Origin of the sequence: Stenotrophomonas sp. TD3 (genome assembly GCF_001939825.1) — a bacterium.
Classification (GTDB): domain Bacteria; phylum Pseudomonadota; class Gammaproteobacteria; order Xanthomonadales; family Xanthomonadaceae; genus Stenotrophomonas.
Genome location: NZ_MOYM01000002.1, coordinates 218,606 through 234,475, shown reverse-complemented (window position 1 = coordinate 234,475; position 15,870 = coordinate 218,606). Strand labels below are relative to the sequence as shown.

The 15,870-nt window shown below is 68.3% G+C and carries 10 protein-coding genes; 5 read left to right on the top strand and 5 right to left on the bottom strand.

Features of this window, described 5'->3' with window-relative positions; all coding sequences use genetic code 11:
• Nucleotides 1-11: 11 nt before the first annotated feature.
• Entirely contained in the window at nt 12-1,379 is a 1,368-nt protein-coding gene (gene pmbA, locus BKE09_RS17940; RefSeq protein ID WP_075677032.1) for a metalloprotease PmbA, read from the bottom strand.
• A gap of 68 nt (nt 1,380-1,447) precedes the next feature.
• Between pmbA and yjgA the strand changes: the two genes are divergently transcribed.
• Complete coding sequence (gene yjgA / locus BKE09_RS17935) at nt 1,448-2,035, top strand: ribosome biogenesis factor YjgA (protein ID WP_014038020.1); 588 nt, start codon at nt 1,448-1,450, stop codon at nt 2,033-2,035.
• A 41-nt stretch (nt 2,036-2,076) separates the two neighbouring features.
• Here yjgA and tldD read toward each other — a convergent pair whose 3' ends face one another.
• The 4 genes from tldD to BKE09_RS17915 are packed head-to-tail and all read right to left on the bottom strand — an operon-like array spanning nt 2,077 to nt 9,557.
• Nucleotides 2,077-3,522 (bottom strand): metalloprotease TldD, encoded by a 1,446-nt coding sequence (tldD, locus tag BKE09_RS17930; protein WP_075677030.1) that lies wholly within the window; start codon nt 3,520-3,522, stop codon nt 2,077-2,079.
• Between the two features lie 58 nt (nt 3,523-3,580).
• Nucleotides 3,581-7,438: a YhdP family protein gene (locus tag BKE09_RS17925; protein WP_075677028.1), complete on the bottom strand. Its 3,858-nt coding sequence runs from the start codon at nt 7,436-7,438 to the stop codon at nt 3,581-3,583.
• 30 nt (nt 7,439-7,468) lie between these two features.
• On the bottom strand, nt 7,469-8,956 hold the full coding sequence (gene rng, locus BKE09_RS17920) for a ribonuclease G (protein WP_014038023.1): 1,488 nt from the start codon (nt 8,954-8,956) through the stop codon (nt 7,469-7,471).
• Nucleotides 8,949-9,557: a Maf family nucleotide pyrophosphatase gene (locus tag BKE09_RS17915; RefSeq protein ID WP_049447162.1), complete on the bottom strand. Its 609-nt coding sequence runs from the start codon at nt 9,555-9,557 to the stop codon at nt 8,949-8,951. Before BKE09_RS17915 ends, rng begins: the two co-directional genes overlap by 8 nt.
• Nucleotides 9,558-9,687: 130 nt before the next feature.
• Here BKE09_RS17915 and BKE09_RS17910 point away from each other — a divergent pair, with 130 nt between their 5' ends.
• The 4 genes from BKE09_RS17910 to BKE09_RS17895 all read left to right on the top strand — a co-directional run bounded on the left by BKE09_RS17910 (nt 9,688) and on the right by BKE09_RS17895 (nt 15,868).
• Nucleotides 9,688-10,425, top strand: coding sequence for an SIMPL domain-containing protein (locus tag BKE09_RS17910; protein ID WP_075677026.1), 738 nt, complete (start codon nt 9,688-9,690; stop codon nt 10,423-10,425).
• Nucleotides 10,426-10,641: 216 nt separating this feature from the next.
• Complete coding sequence (locus BKE09_RS17905) at nt 10,642-11,292, top strand: energy transducer TonB (protein WP_075677024.1); 651 nt, start codon at nt 10,642-10,644, stop codon at nt 11,290-11,292.
• Nucleotides 11,293-11,488: 196 nt separating this feature from the next.
• Nucleotides 11,489-14,296 (top strand): TonB-dependent receptor, encoded by a 2,808-nt coding sequence (locus BKE09_RS17900; RefSeq protein WP_075677022.1) that lies wholly within the window; start codon nt 11,489-11,491, stop codon nt 14,294-14,296.
• Nucleotides 14,297-14,446: 150 nt separating this feature from the next.
• The gene (locus tag BKE09_RS17895; RefSeq protein WP_075677020.1) at nt 14,447-15,868 is read left to right on the top strand and encodes a basic amino acid/polyamine antiporter; all 1,422 of its coding nucleotides are present in this window, start codon (nt 14,447-14,449) and stop codon (nt 15,866-15,868) included.
• Nucleotides 15,869-15,870: the final 2 nt, after the last annotated feature.

Genomic DNA, 15,870 nt, shown 5'->3' with positions numbered 1-15,870 from the left:
CATCAATGCCATCAATCATTACCGGCGATGGTCATCCGCCCCAGCAGGATCGAGCCGGTCCGGACGTGCGAGCGCGGGTCGACATCATTACCCACCGCCTCGATGCTTCTGAACATCTCGCGCAGATTGCCGGCAATGGTGACGCCGTCCACCGGGTACTGGATCTCGCCGTTCTCGACACGGAAGCCGCCCGCGCCCCGCGAGTAATCGCCGGTCACCCCGTTCACGCCCTGCCCCATCAGCTCGGTCACCAGCAGGCCGTCGCCCATCTGCCGGGCGATCTCCTCCAGCGGGCCGGCATTGGCCGCCAGCTGCAGGTTGTGCACGCCGCCGGCATTGGCGGTGGTCTGCAGGCCCAGCTTGCGCGCCGAATAGCTGCCCAGCACGTAGCGCTGCAGCACGCCGTCACGGACCAGCGCCGAAGTACGGGTGGCCACGCCATCGCCGTCGAACGCGGCCGAGCGCAGGCCGCGGCGCAGGTGCGGCAGTTCGTCGATCTGCATCCATTCCGGGAACAGGCGCTGGCCGACGCTGTCCAGCAGGAAGCTGGCCTGGCGGTACAAGGCGCCGCCGGACACCGCCGACAGCAGGTGGCCGACCAGGCTGCGTGCCACTTCCGGGGCGAACAGCACCGGCATGCTGCCGGTGGCCAGCGAACGCGGCTGCAGGCGGGCCACGGTGCGCTCGGCGGCACGACGGCCGACCAGGCCCACGTCTTCCAGGTCCTCCCGGGCCAGCGCGCTGGTGTACCAGCCGTCGCGCTGCATGCCATCGCCCTGCCCGGCGATCAGCGCGCAGCCGACCGAATGGTGGGTGCCGCGCTCACGGCCGAAAAAGCCGTGCGAATTGGCGTACACCGACAGGCTCTGCATGCTCGACACCGAGGCGCCATCGGAATTGCGGATCTGCGCATCGGCCTCGCGGCCGGCGGCCTCGCAGGCCAGGGCCAGGTCCACCGCCTCATCGGCCTGCAGCGCCCACGGGTGCCAACCGTCCAGCTCCGGGAAGTCGGTGGCCATCAGTGCGGCCTCGGCCAGGCCGGCGGCCGGGTCATCCTCGGTATGCCGGGCAATCGCGCAGGCCTGCTCGACCGTAGCGGCCAGGCTGGCCTCGTTCAGGTCACCGGTGCTGGCACTGCCCTTGCGCTGGCCGAAATAGACGGTCACGGCGATGCCGCGGTCACGCGTGGACTGCACGGTCTCGACCTCACCGAGGCGGACATTGACCTCCAGGCCGCGGTCCTCGCTGCAGCTGACCTCGGCCTGGCTGGCGCCCAGCGCACGGGCGCGGTCGAGCAACTGCTGGGAGAGGTCGGCCAGCCGTTCCAGCCGGGCCGGGCTGTCGTCGCCGACAGCCACTTCAGGGGCGATCACGTTCAATGCTTTATCCTGTACGGGTTGGGCCCGGCATCACGCCGGGCGACTTTTTTTGAGATCAGGTAGGGACGATGCGCGGACGCGACGAAGAAACCGGTGAATTCCACGACAAGAGCCGCAGCCAGAACCGGCGCGACGCACTCGACGTGCTGGCCCTGGGCGAGAAGCTGGTGTCGCTGACCCCGGCCCAGCTGGCGCGCCTGCCGATTCCGGAAGACCTGCTGCCGCACATCGCCGAGTGCAAGCGCATCACTGCCCATATCGCCCACAAGCGCCAGCTGGCGTTCCTGGCCAAGCACATGCGCCGCGAGGAAGACGCCACGCTGGACGCGATCCGCGATGCGCTGGACGCCAACAGCGAAACCGGCCGCCGCGAAGTGGCGATGATGCACCGCGTGGAAGACTGGCGCGATCGCCTGCTGGCCGAGGGTGACAAGGCGCTGGCCGCCCTGCTCGACGACTACCCGCAGGCCGACCGCCAGCAGCTGCGCACCCTGCTGCGCAACGCGCAGACCGAGAAGGCGAAGAACAAGCCGCCGCGCGCCTACCGCGAGATCTTCCAGGTGCTGCGTACGCTGATGCTGCCGGCGGCGCTGGGCCTGAAGACGGCGGGCGACGAACACGCCGGCGATCCGGTCGACGAGGCCGACGAGGACTGAGTCCGCGCCGGCCAGGGCGGTGGCCGCGGCCATCGCCATGCTCAGGCCTGCGTACCGCCGACGGTGATGCCCTCGATCAACAGCGAGGGCTGGCCGACACCCACGGGCACACTCTGCCCGTCCTTGCCGCAGATGCCCACGCCCTCGTCCAGGGCCAGGTCGTTGCCGACCATGCGCACCTTCTGCATGGTTTCCGGGCCGTTGCCGATCAGGGTCGCGCCCTTCACCGGCGTGGTGATGCGGCCATCCTCGATCAGATAGGCCTCGGTGGCCGAGAACACGTACTTGCCGCTGGTGATGTCGACCTGGCCACCGCCGAAGTTGACCGCGTACAGGCCCTTCTTCACCGAGCGGATCATCTCCTGCGGGTCATGCTGGCCGGCGCGCATGTAGGTATTGGTCATGCGCGGCATGGTCAGGTGCGCGAAGGATTCGCGGCGCCCGTTGCCGGTCGGCGCCATGCCCATCAGCCGCGCATTGAGGCTGTCCTGCATGTAGCCGACCAGGATGCCGTCCTCGATCAGCGTGGTGCACTGGCTCGGGTGGCCTTCGTCGTCGATGTTCAACGAACCGCGGCGACCATCGAGCGTGCCGTCGTCGACGATGGTCACCCCCGGTGCCGCCACACGCTCGCCAATGCGGCCGGCGTAGACGCTGGTGCCCTTGCGGTTGAAGTCGCCTTCCAGGCCGTGGCCGACCGCTTCGTGCAGCAGCACGCCCGGCCAGCCCGGGCCGAGCACCACTGGCATCATGCCGGCCGGCGCCGGCACCGCGTCCAGGTTCACCAGCGCCTGGCGCAGTGCTTCCTGGGCGAGGGCTTCGGGGCGACCGCTGGCAAACAGGTCTTCGTAGCCATAGCGGCCACCGCCACCGGCATAGCCGGACTCGCGACGGCCGTTGTGTTCGACGATCACCTGCACGTTCAGTCGCACCAGCGGGCGCACGTCGGCCGCCAGCACGCCGTCGCTGCGGGCGATCAGCACCGTGTCGACGCCACCGGACAGGCTGACCATCACCTGCTTCACGCGCGGGTCGGCGGCACGCAGGTAGCCATCCAGGCGCTTGAGCACCTCGACCTTGGCCTCGTTGCCGATGCCGTCGATCGGGTCCAGCGCCGGGTACAGCGCGCGCGCATTGCCGCGCAGCAGCGATCGCCCGGACTGGGCGCCACCCTCGCGTGAGATCGCGCGCGCCGACTGCGCCGCCGCCAGCAGCGCTTCGGCATGGATGTCGTCGGAGTAGGCGAAGCCGGTCTTCTCGCCGGAAATCGCCCGCACGCCCACGCCCTGCTCGATGGAATGGGCGCCGTCCTTGACGATGCCGTCTTCCACGCTCCAGCTCTCGCGGCGGGCGTGCTGGAAATAAAGGTCGCCGAAGTCGACACCGGGGCCGAGCAGCTGGCCGAAGGTGCGCTCCAGGCCAGCGGTATCCAGGCCGCCGGGGCGCAGCAGGCGGTCTTGGGCAAGCGTCAGGGCGATATCAGTCATGGTCTCGATCTGGGGGTGCGGGGGCGCTCAGGCAAGCCCCGTGAACAGGGAACCGCGCTCAGCGCGAGCGCGGCAGGTCGGTGACGGTCGGCGGAATGGCCGGTGCAGGTGCCGGCACGGGCGGTGATGGGGTCTTGTCGCGGCTGCGCTCGATCACTTCCACCTTCGGCTCCTTCCATGGACCGGTCACCTTGTAGGTACGGGCGCCAATCTCGCCCAGCGGCTTGGACAATACCGCATTGGTGGCCGCACCCAGCGCGGCGCCCACCGGGCCACCGGCCACCGCACCGACCACGGTCAGCAGGTTGCCCGCGCGCGGGTTGACGTCGATGCTCTGGTCGAACTGCTGGTTGCGCAGGTCGGCCTGGCCACGGATGGTGATGTTGGCCGCCGGGCCTTCGATCAGCACCTTGTCGGTGCGCGCCATGCCCTGGCCGAACTGCATGCTGCCGTCGATCTGGTTGAACGCGAAGCCCTTGGAGAAGAAGTCGCGGAAATCGAACATCAGCCGCCGCGGCAGCTGCGCGACGCTGAGCAGGCCCAGCACGCGGCCGGCGCCCGGGTCCAGCTCCAGCAGCTGGCCATTGCGCGCGTGCAGGTCGAGGCTGCCCTGCAGGTTGCCCAGCTGGAAGTCCGACGGACCACCGCTCCACGAGGCCTGCAGCTGCGCCTGGCCGGAACCGCCACGCAGCTGGCCACCGTAATCGAGGTTCTGCATCAACCCGCCCAGGTCCTCGCTGCGCACCTGCGCGGTCAGTTCGGTACGGGCCCCACCGGTCCGGCCCAGCCAGCGACCGCTGATGTCGATCTCCTGGTCCGGCGCACGGAAGCGCAGCTCGTCCACGTTCAGGCCATTGGCCAGCGGGCGCGTGCGCAGCACCGCCTGGCCCAGCACCACCTTGCCGAACTTCAGGTCGGCGATGTCCAGCGCGAACGGCGGCAGCTTGGCCGGATCCATGTCATTGGCACCGGCCTGTACCCGCGCCGGTGCGGCCGGCGCACCCGGTGCCGCCGGCAGTGACTGCCAGTGCACGCGGTCAAGCTGGCCACTGATCGTGCCGCCCTCGGCATTGGGGACGGTCAGGCGCCCGGCCAGCGACGGGCCGTCCAGGCGCACATCCAGTGCCTGCGGGCCCGGGTGCAGCTGCAGCCGGGTCTGCTCGAACACACCGCCGATCAGCTTCAGCTGGCCGACCTGCACGTCCACCGCGCGCAGTGGCATGGCATCGTCGTCACCGCCGCCGCGCGCCAGGCTGATCCACTCCAGCGCATCCAGGGTCGGGCTGCGGCCATTGACCGACAGTCCGCTCGGCGGCGGCTCTCGGTCGACATGATCGCTGCCCAGGGTGACCTGCACACCGGTCTGGTTGTTGTGGCTGCGTGCGGCCAGGGCCAGGCGCTGGCCGAAGGCCACATCGATGCGGCCGGCCCCCATCGGCAGCTGCGCGGCCACCGTGGTCGCCAGCGGCTCGGAGGCCGGCTTGTCCAGCGGCGCCGGCAGGTCCAACCGGGTGCCGACCAGGTCCGAACTCAACCGCAGCTCGCTCGGCGGCGCCGACGCGCCCGGGGCCACCTTGGGCAGGTTGACCGCGATGGTCCACGCCGAATTGCCGGAGATGTAAGGCTTGAGCCAGGCCATTTCCGGAGCACGGTCAATCAGTACGCCAGCATCGAGATGGGCCGTCAGCTGCGACTCGAAGGCCCGCGTGCTGTCGTGCACGTAGCCGCCGGCACGCAGGCTCAGGCGGCCGTCCTGGCCGAGGTGACGCACCGCCAGGTCCTCGGCGCCGAAGCCGCCGTTGCTGTAGCGCGCCTGCCCATGCATGTTGTCGAAGGTCAGCTGGAAGCGCTTGTCGACCAGCTTCACGCCGGCCAGGTCGACCGTTCCCTGCAGGTGGCCCTCGCCTTCATCCAGGTGCAGCGGCTGCAGCAGGTCGAAGGTCACATGCGCCGGACCACTGGCAACCAGATTGTCCAGCGTATCGCCGTAGTCCTTGTGCAGCGGGCTCTGGCGCAGCATCGCCAGCAGCTTGCCGGCCTCGCTCGGCGCATCGGCGCGCACATACAGCGGCTGGTGGCCGAAGTCCGGAATGCCGGCTTCGAACTTCTGCACCGCCACGCCCGCCAGGTCGCCCCGTCCACGCATGTCGAAGCCAGGACCGATGAAGGCGATATCGGCATCGACCTGGCTCATCAGCGGCCAGTCGTGCTGGAAACGGATGTCGCCATTGGTGATGTGGCCGGTCGCCTCGAAGCGGCCATCGTTGTTGTCGAACGGCCAGTCGTCCAGGTCACCGGTGACCAAGCCGACACCACCGCGTACCTGGCCGCCGGCCAGCGCCATGTCCAGCCAGTCGGTGGCGCCCTTGCTCATCTTGGAGTGGATCCAGAAACGCTTGGCCGCCGTCATCGGCACGTCGTCCAGCTTGGCGGCCAGCTGCAGCCACGGCCGCGTGCCATCGCCCTGGAACCAGACCCCGCCACGCACGTCGGCCGCGTAGTCGGTGCCTTCCACGCGCATGGCCGGCGTTCCGATCCGCCAACCGCCACCCTCGTCGCGCCAGCCCACGATCTGTCCGGCCAGGTGCAGGTCATGGCGTACGCCGAAGCCGGTCGGCCAATCGAACTGCAGCTGGCGTTGCGGCAGCAGCTGCAGGCTGAAGCCATCGGCATCGCCTTCGAAACGCCCGCCCAGGCCGCGCAGGCCCGGGGAATCGCCAACGCTGGCAAAGCCCAGCGACTGCAGCTCGCCCTGTGCCCACAACGGGCCATCGCGCTTGCCTGCCAGCTGCAGCTCGCGAACGTCCAACTGTGGCTTGGACAGGAACAGCCAGCGCCGCAGCCCCGGCTCAAGGAGATTGCTCAGGGCCAGCCCGCGCAGCGCGGTACCGGCCTGCACCGCACCGGCATTCACCCGCAGCTGCTGGCCGACCTGCAGCTGCAGGCCATCGAGCTGCTGTTCGCCGTCTTCGGTCTTCAGGCGCAGGCGCGGCACCAGCAGCGCCCAGCCGTCGGCCTGACGCTGCCAGCGCAGGCGGGCCTGCACCCGTTGCAGCTGCAGCTGGGGTGCCGCCACGCCGGGCATCGGGGCGCCATCGATACGCACGTCCCTCAGGTCCGAATCGGTGGTCAGCGCCACCGGCGCGAAATCACGCAGGGTCAGCCACAGGTTGAGCTCGCCCTTGCCCTCGCGCAGGCGCACACCGCCGGCCGCCAGCAAGGGCGACCAGGCATGGAAATCGACCGGGTCGGCACCCAGCCAGGCCTGGCCGTTGCCGCGCATGCGGTCCACGTCCAGTACCGCGGTCAGCGGCAGCGCTTCGGCCTGCGCCCAGGCGCGTACACCCACGCGCAGGCGATCGCCATTGACCCGCATGCGCAGGTCGATGCGCGGCAGCGTGGTGTCGATGCCCAAGGCCGGCGCGTGCACGCCCAAACGGCCCCCGATCACCTGCAGCTCGCCCAGCCGGCGCAGCGCGTCCAGCGGATCGCCGCCGTTGTCGGACTGCGGCAGCCCCCGCACCGTCCAGCGTCCGTCTTCGCCCTGCTGCAGGTCCAGCGCCAAGCCACGCAGGCGCAGCTCGGTCAGCGAGCGCCCGGGCAGCAGCCCGCTGTACATCGATACCAGCACCTCGGCCTCGCCGATCGCCAGGCCCTGCCCGGCGCCGATGCGCAGGCCCTTCAGCTGCAGCAGCGGGCCACGACGGGTCCATGCCGTCTGCAACTGGTCGAAACGCACCGACTGGCCGGCACGCTCACTCAGCCAGGCGGCAATCCTGTCGGGATGACGCTCGGCCAGCGGCAGCAGCTGGCTGAGCGTGCCCACCAGCAGTGCAAGCCCGACCAGGCCCACCGCACAGGCGGCAATGAAATGACGGCGGATCCTTCGCAGTCGCAGGCGCGGCGGCGCGCTCATCGGCCACCGCCGGCCTGCAGCCGGCGAGGATCAGAGCAGAACGACATCGAATTGCTCCTGCAGGTACTGCTCGTCCGCCTGGAAGCGGATGCTCTTGCCGAGGAACTCTTCCAGCTCGGCCACCGCCGAGGATTCCTCATCGGTGATGCGCGCGACCACCTTGGTCGATGCGATCACCAGCAGGCGCGCAGCATCGAACTGGCGCACGGCACGGGTGATCTCGCGGAAGATCTCGTAGGTCACCGTCTCGGTGGTCTTGATGCTGCCGCGGCCGCTGCACTGCGGGCAGGTCTCCGACAGCTGGCGTTCCAGGCTTTCCACCGTGCGCTTGCGGGTCATCTCCACCAGGCCCAGCGGCGAGAAATCATAGACCGTGGTCTTGGCATGGTCGCGGGCCAGCGCCTTCTCCAGCGTGCGCAGCACCTGGCGGCGATGCTCTGCATCATCCATGTCGATGAAGTCGATGATGATGATGCCGCCCAGGTTGCGCAGCCGCAGCTGCCGCGCCACCGCCTGCGCCGCCTCCAGGTTGGTGCGGAACACCGTTTCTTCCAGGTTGCGCTGGCCGAGGAACGAACCGGTATTGACGTCGATGGTGGTCATCGCCTCGGTCTGGTCGATCACCAGGTAGCCACCGGATTTCAGCGGCACCTGCTTGTCCAGCGCGCGGCCGATCTCGTCCTCCACGCCGAACATGTCGAAGATCGGGCGGTCACCGGAATACAGCTCCAGCTTCTCGGCCAGCACCGGCATGTACTTGGCGACGAAGGCCTGCAGCTGGCTGAAGGTCTCCTTCGAGTCCACCTTCACCTTGTCCACGTCCTTGCGGATCAGGTCGCGCACCGACCGCAGCGGCAGGCTCAGGTCTTCATAGATGATGCTGCACGACGGCGCTTCGCGGCCGCGGCGCTCGACCACGTTCCATACGCGCGACAGGTAGGCGATGTCCTCGGCGATGGCCTCGGCCGGCTGGCCTTCGGCGTTGGTGCGCACGATGTAACCGTAGCCACCATGCTGCGCCGACAGCTCAGTCACCAGCGCCTTCAGGCGGGCGCGCTCGGTTTCGTCCTCGATGCGCGCCGACACGCCCACCACCTTCGACTGCGGCAGCAGCACCATGTAGCGCGAGGGAATGCTGATCTGCGTGGTCAGGCGTGCGCCCTTGGTGCCGATCGGGTCCTTCACCACCTGCACCACGATGTCCTGGCCGTCACGCAGCAGCTCGACGATCGGCACGCTGGCCGGCGGCGGCAGGGTGGTGTTCTCGGTGTCGGCGCTGGCCACCGGTGCCGGGCGCACCACGTCGTTGGCGTGCAGGAACGCGGCGCGCTCCAGGCCGACTTCGACGAAGGCGGCCTGCATGCCGGGCATGACCCGCTGCACCTTGCCCTTGTAGATGTTGCCGACCACGCCACGGCGCCAACCGCGCTCGATGTGCAGTTCCTGCAGCATGCCATTTTCGATCACCGCGACCCGGGTCTCGCGCGGGGTCACATTGACCAGGATTTCCTCAGACATCGGCAGCCTCCCTGGCGGCATCGGCAGTGGGGGCCGGCACGCCGCAGCGCGCCAGCAGACGATCGGTGTGCAGCAGCGGCAACCCCATGACGCCGGAGTAGCTGCCGGAAAGGTGTTCGATCCAGCGTTCGGCCCCGCCCTGGATGGCGTAGGCACCGGCCTTGTCCAGCGGCTCGCCGGTGGCGACATAGGCGGCGATGTCGGCGGCGTCGATCGGGGCGAAGGTCACCTCGGATATGACCAGCTCGCTGTCCAGGCCGGTGGCATCGACCACCACCACCGCGGTCATCACCTGGTGGGTGCGTCCGGCCAGCCGCGCCAGCATCGCCCGCGCGTCGGCGGCATCGGCCGGCTTGCCGAAGACCTCGCCCTCCAGCACCACCTCGGTGTCCGAACCGAGCACGCGCGCCTGCGGGTCGTCGGCCAGCACCTGGGCCAGGCCGGCGCGCGCCTTGTCGGCAGCGACCCGGCACACGTACTGCTCGGCACTTTCAGTCGCCGCGCGCTGCTCGACGACCTCCAGGTCAAGGGCCTGGAAGGGGCGTCCGAGTCGGGCCAGCAGCTGGTTGCGTCGGGGGGAGCGGGAAGCAAGATAGAGCATCGGCACAGCATAACCTGAGGCCGCCACCTGAATCGTCGGCAACCCGTTACGGAACGCGTACAACCCCGAACAGGCTCACAGCGCGTTCATCGCTACGACACCACCCTCACTGCCACAACAAGGAGATCCCATGCGCCTGACCGCCACCCCGCTGCTGCTTGCCCTGTCCCTTGCCCTTGGAACCTCGATGACCGCCCATGCCGCTCCGTCGTCGCCGTCGATCGCCGCCGCGGCCGAAGGCACCCTGCTGAACATCTCGGCCAACGCCGAGGCGACCCGCGTGCCGGACGTCGCCACCCTGTCGGCCGGCGTGGTCACCCAGGCCGCCGACGGCAACAGCGCCATGCGCCAGAACGCCCAGCAGATGGACAAGGTGCTGGCCGCGATCAAGGCCGCCGGCATCGCCGAACGCGATGTGCAGACCAGCGGCGTCAGCCTCAACCCGCAGTACCGCTATGCCGACAATGAAGCACCGAAGATTACCGGCTACCAGGCCAGCAATACGGTCAGCCTGAAGGTCCGCGACATCGCCAAGCTCGGCAAGGTGCTCGATGCGCTGGCCGCGCAGGGCGCCAACCAGATCAACGGCCCCAGCTTCGAGATCGACCAGCCGGAACCGGTCTATGACGAAGCCCGCCTGGCTGCCCTGAAGAAAGCCCAGGCCCGTGCCCAGACCTATGCCAAGTCGCTGGGCCTGCAGGTGCGCCGCATCGTCAGCATCTCCGAGAACAGCAACGGCGGTTTCCGCCCGATGCAGATGATGCGCACCATGTCGGCCGGTGCGGCGATGGACAAGGCCACCCCGGTCGCACCGGGTGAGTCGACCGTCTCGGTCAACCTGGACGTGGTGTTCGAACTGGGCCGCTGATCGCGTCCGCCACTGCCGGCACAGGCTGGTCCCGCAGGGGGCCCGCCTTTTTCATGCGCGCTGCCGGCGCTGGCTGAAGGCCAGCCCAACGCTCATGCCCCTGCCTCTAGGCAGTAGCCGCCAAGCCGCGCTACTGATGGACTGCCAGCCGCGTGCGGCAACCCCGCCACGGGCCCTGGTGCGTTGAGGACTTCGTCACTGGCATGGAGGTGGATCATGGTTCGTACGTATCCCGTTGCATCCCCGCACTTCGACCCCGCCCGCGTAGCCGCCTGGAGCGCGGCGATCGCCCTGCACCTGCTGGCCTTCCTGTTGCTGCTCATCCCTGCGACCTACCAGGCCGTGCAGGTCCCCCGTGACAAGACCACGGTCAGGCTGATCGAGAAGATCCCGCCGACACCGACACCGCCGGTCCCGGTCCCGCCGAAAGAGATCGTCCAGGTGGTGCCGAAACCGCGGACGCAGCCGGTGGTACCGCCACTGCCCGCCCCCACCGCGACCGTGGAAGAGACGCAGGGCATCGCGTTGCCGGCCGCCGAACCGGCTCCGCCGCAGCTGGCGCCCAGCATCGACACCTCCACCCCATTGGCTGGCGCCCAGCTGCAGTACCGCAGCGCCCCGCCGCCGACCTACCCGATCCAGTCCCTGCGCAACCACGAACAGGGCACGGTGCTGTTGCGGGTGGAAGTGGACACCCGTGGCCAGCCGGTCGCCGTCAGCGTCGAGCGCAGCAGCGGCTCGCGCAACCTGGACCAGGCCGCCCGCCAGCAGGTGCTCAAGCACTGGCGCTTCGAGCCTGCCCAGCGTGACGGCGTGGCGGTTCCGGCCATCGGCATGGTGCCGGTGCAGTTCTCGCTGCCGGACTGAGCGCCCCACCGGCCCGGCCTCGCGCCGGGCCGGCCCCTGCCTCAGCCATGGGGAATGCGGACAGTCGAGGACCAAGCGTTACCGATTAAGCAAAAATTCACGACTTCGTCACCTGCTGGAAACCTAGATTGGCGCGTCCCGGTATCGATCCGGCGACAGCCCTCAACGCTACGGTTTTCCAGTTAGGAGAGAAGCTGTGAAACACCCGATCCAACGGCCCGCCAGCCGCCGCCGCAGCACCCTGGCATCGTCCATCACCCACATCCTCACCGGCGGCGCCCTGCTGCTGGCCGGCGCCGTCGCTTCCTCCTCCGCCTTCGCGCAGGAAAAGGCCACCAACCTCGACCGCATCACGGTCACCGGCTCCAACATCCCGCGCACCAACACCGAGACACCGTCGCCGGTGCAGGTGGTGACCCGCCAGGAAATCGACCGCACCGGCAAGACCTCGCTGGCCGAGTACCTGCAGACCATCACCGCCGATGGCGCCGGCTCGATTCCCAAGACCTTCGGCAACGGTTTCGCCGGCGGTGGCGCCGGCATCTCGCTGCGCGGCCTGGGCGCCGGCTCGACGCTGGTGCTGTTGAACGGCCGCCGCATGGCCACCTATGGCCTGGCCGATGACGGCCAGAAGGTCTTCACCGACCTCAGCACCATTCCGCTCGATGCCGTCGAGCGCGTGGAAGTGCTCAAGGACGGCGCCTCGGCGATCTACGGCTCCGATGCCATCGCCGGCGTGGTCAACATCATCCTGCGCAGCGACTTCCAGGGCGCCATCCTGCGTGGCTCCTACGGCCTGTCCGGTGACAGCGATGGCGACGCCAGGAAGGCGACCCTGACCGCCGGTACCGGCGACCTGGCCACCGATGGCTGGAACGCGTTCTTCAGCCTGGACGTCGGCAAGACCGACGCGATCAAGATCAGCGACCGCAAGAACCGCAAGTGGATCGGAACCGGTGACACCCGCCCGTGGGGCTACGACAAGACCGCCCAGTTCCTCGGCGGTGCCTACACCCGTGGCGGCACCTCCGGCGGCTCCGGCCCCAACGGCTCCTACCTCGACGCTACCGGCCACCTGGTTCCGCTGCCGGGCTGTGCCGGCCTGACCACCATTGGTGGGCAGACTCCGGCCAGCATCGCCGCCGACGGCTGCCTGTTCGATCCGGCGCAGCAGTACCGCGACCTGATTCCGGAAGAGAAGTACGTCAACGTGTTCGGCCGCGCCAGCTTCGCCTTCGGTGAGGGCGGCGAGATCTACACCGAGATCGGCTACTCGAAGAAGGAAACCATCTTCAGCAACACCCCGTCCGGCGTGTCCGGTGGCTGGGGCTACCCGGGTGGCCCGGTCAATGCCAACTCCGGCCCGGGTGCCACCGTGCTGGGTGCCAACCACCCGGACAACCCGTTCTACGGGCAGCCGGGCGCCACTCCGGTCCGCGTGCGCTACTCCGCCTGGGATGTCGGCCCGCGCGTGACCGACAACACCAATGAGTTCAACCGCTTCCTGGTGGGCATCAAGGGCAACTGGGGCGACTGGAGCTACGACACCGCCTACCTGCATTCGGGCACCGACCTGACCAACAAGCGCACCGGCTTCCTGCGCTACAGCGCCGTACAGTGCGCACTGGGCAATGCCAACTGCGCCGGTGGTGTGTGGCGCATCGGTGACGATGCGGGCAAGAATTCGCAGGCGCTGTACGACTACATCTCGCCGATGATCAGCGCCCGCGCCAAGTCCAGCCTGGACATGTTCGACTTCACCGTGTCGCGCAGCCTGATGGACCTGAAGGGCGGCCCGCTGGGCCTGGCGATCGGTACCGAATGGCGCAAGACCAGCAACAGCCTGACCCCGCAGACCTACACCGATCAGGGCGACATCATCGGCCTGGGCTACTCGGCCTATGACGGCACCCAGAACGTCTACGCCGGCTACGTCGAACTGTCGGCACCGGTGCTGGAACAGCTGGAACTGTCCGGTGCCCTGCGCTACGACAAGTACGAAAGCGGTGAAGGCAAGGCCACGCCGAAGCTGGGCGTGAAGTGGACCCCGGCCGACTGGATCGCCCTGCGCGCCAGCTACGCCGAAGGTTTCCGCGCGCCGAACCCGGCCGAGAACGGTGACGGTGGCCTGGCCGCCTTCTCCACCGCTGTCGATCCGGTGCGTTGCCAGATCAGCGGCGGCGCGGCCAGCGAATGTGGCGCCAATTCGGTGGCGATCATCACCAAGCCGAACAAGCTGCTGAAGCCGGAAGAGTCCAAGAGCTACTCGGTCGGCATCGTGCTGCAGCCGACTTCGACCACCTCGATGACCGTCGATGCCTGGCAGATCAAGCGCACCAACGAGATCGTGCAGGGCAGCACGGCGGCGGCGATCCTCGCCGGCAACGTGCTGCGCGACAGCAACAATCTCAATGGCGTGGCCAACAGCGGCACCATCCTGGCGGTCAACACCGGCTACGTGAATGCCAGCTCCTCGCGCGTGCGCGGTATCGATACCGATATCCGCCAGACCTTCGAGATCGGCCCGGGCCAGCTGGAACTGGACCTGCAGTGGAGCCACATCCTGAAGTTCGAGCGCACCGAAGGCGGCGACACGGTTGATTACGTGGGTACCCACGGCAACTGCGACGTCACCAACTGCATCGGTACGCCGAAGGACAAGGTCAACTTCGGCACCACCTGGAAGCAGGGCCCGTGGAGCGTCAGCGGCATCGTCAACTACATCAGCAAGATGGACAACATCGACAGCCGTGGTGGCAGCTACCTGGCCTTCTACGCTGACGGCACGCCGGTGAAGAAGATCTCCTCGTTCACCACGATGGACCTGTCCGGTCGCTGGAGCATCAACGATTCGTTCGAACTCAACGCCTCGGTGGCCAACGTGTTCGACCGCATTGCCCCGCTCGACCCGACCACCTACGGTGCGGTGAACTACAACCCGATGCACTTCTCCGGTGCGCTGGGCCGTTACTACACCGTCGGCTTCAAGTACACGTTCAAGTAATACCGGTTGCAGCGTCACCCTCGAAGGCCCGGGCCGTTGCCCGGGCCTTCGTCGTTTTCATGCGCGCCGGTTCCTGCACGCCTCTTGCGGACATGTTCACGAGTACATGGCTACCGTGTGCTCGCGGCATCCGCGCCGCAGGGGAACTCCATGGCCGCGACATCGCAACGGCTGGGCCTGCCCGCGTTGACTGCACTGGTGGTCGGCTCGATGGTCGGCGCCGGCATCTTTTCACTGCCGCAGAACGTCGCGCGCAGCGCCGGCCCGGCCGCCGCCTTGATCGGCTGGGCGGTGAGTGGCGCCGGCATGCTGATGCTGGCCTTCGTGTTCCAGGCCCTGGCCAATCGTCGCCCCGACCTGGATACCGGCATCTACGCCTATGCGCGCGAGGGCTTCGGCAACTACATAGGCTTCTCTGCGGCGTGGGGCTACTGGGTGGCGTCGGTGCTCGGCAACGCCAGCTTCTTCGTGCTGATCTTCAGTGGCCTCGGCCACTTCATGCCGGTCTTCGGTGAAGGCAATACACCCGCCGCCGTGGCCGCTTCGTCACTGCTGCTGTGGACCGTGCACCTGCTGGTGCTGCGCGGCCTGCGCACGGCCGCCATCGTCAACGGCCTCGTGACCGTGGCCAAGCTGCTGCCGATCGCGCTGTTCCTGATCCTGGCGGCAGGCGCGTTCCGCATGGACGTGTTCCGCGCCGACTTCCTCGGCACGCCCGCACTCGGCGACCTCGGGCAGCAGCTGCGCGGCATGATGCTGGTGACAGTGTGGGTGTTCATCGGCATCGAAGGCGCCAGCATCTATTCGCGGCGTGCCGCGCGACGTGCCGACGTCGGCCGTGCCACGGTAATCGGTTTCCTGGGGGTCTGGCTGCTGCTGGTACTGGTCAGCCTGCTGTCGATGGGCGTGCTGTCGCAGGCCGAACTGGCCGGGCTGCCCAATCCGTCGATGGCCTATGTGCTGCGCGCCATCGTCGGCGAATGGGGCGCAACGGTGATCATCATCGGTTCGATCATTTCAGTACTCGGTGCACTGCTGGCGTGGGTGCTGCTGTGCGCCGAAGTGCTGTACGCCGCGGCCGGCGACGGCACCATGCCGGCCTTCCTCGGCCGCGAGAATGCGCGCGGCGTGCCGGCCAATGCGCTCTGGTTGAGCAACGGCCTGATCCAGCTGTTCCTGCTGCTGGTGCTGGTCAATTCGGGCAGCTACACCGGGTTGGTGTTGCTGGCCGCGTCGATGAGCCTGGTGCCCTACTTCCTGTCCACCGCGTTCGGCGTGCAACTGGCCTGGCGTGGGCAGGCCTATGCCGGTGAACCAGGCGTGCGCTGGCGCGATTTCGTGGTCGCACTGCTGGCCAGCGCCTATGCGCTGTGGCTGGTGTATGCCGGCGGCCTGGACAACCTGCTGCTGTCGGTACTGCTGTACGTGCCCGGCGTGGTGTTGTTCGCATTGACCCGGCGCCAGCGCGGCGAGCAGGTATTCACGCGCTGGGAGTGGGTCCTGTTCGGCGCGATCCTGGCGGTGGCGATCGCCACGCTGGTGGCGTTCTGCAAGGGTGACCTGGCATTGTAGAG

Bases quoted from the DNA above. Each gene is read 5' to 3' on its own strand.
- BKE09_RS17915 (WP_049447162.1), bottom strand. From the start codon at position 9,557: ATGCTCTATCTTGCTTCCCGCTCCCCCCGACGCAACCAGCTGCTGGCC.
- BKE09_RS17910 (WP_075677026.1), top strand. From the start codon at position 9,688: ATGCGCCTGACCGCCACCCCGCTGCTGCTTGCCCTGTCCCTTGCCCTT.
- BKE09_RS17905 (WP_075677024.1), top strand. From the start codon at position 10,642: ATGGTTCGTACGTATCCCGTTGCATCCCCGCACTTCGACCCCGCCCGC.
- BKE09_RS17925 (WP_075677028.1), bottom strand. From the start codon at position 7,438: ATGAGCGCGCCGCCGCGCCTGCGACTGCGAAGGATCCGCCGTCATTTC.
- BKE09_RS17895 (WP_075677020.1), top strand. From the start codon at position 14,447: ATGGCCGCGACATCGCAACGGCTGGGCCTGCCCGCGTTGACTGCACTG.
- rng (WP_014038023.1), bottom strand. From the start codon at position 8,956: ATGTCTGAGGAAATCCTGGTCAATGTGACCCCGCGCGAGACCCGGGTC.
- tldD (WP_075677030.1), bottom strand. From the start codon at position 3,522: ATGACTGATATCGCCCTGACGCTTGCCCAAGACCGCCTGCTGCGCCCC.
- yjgA (WP_014038020.1), top strand. From the start codon at position 1,448: ATGCGCGGACGCGACGAAGAAACCGGTGAATTCCACGACAAGAGCCGC.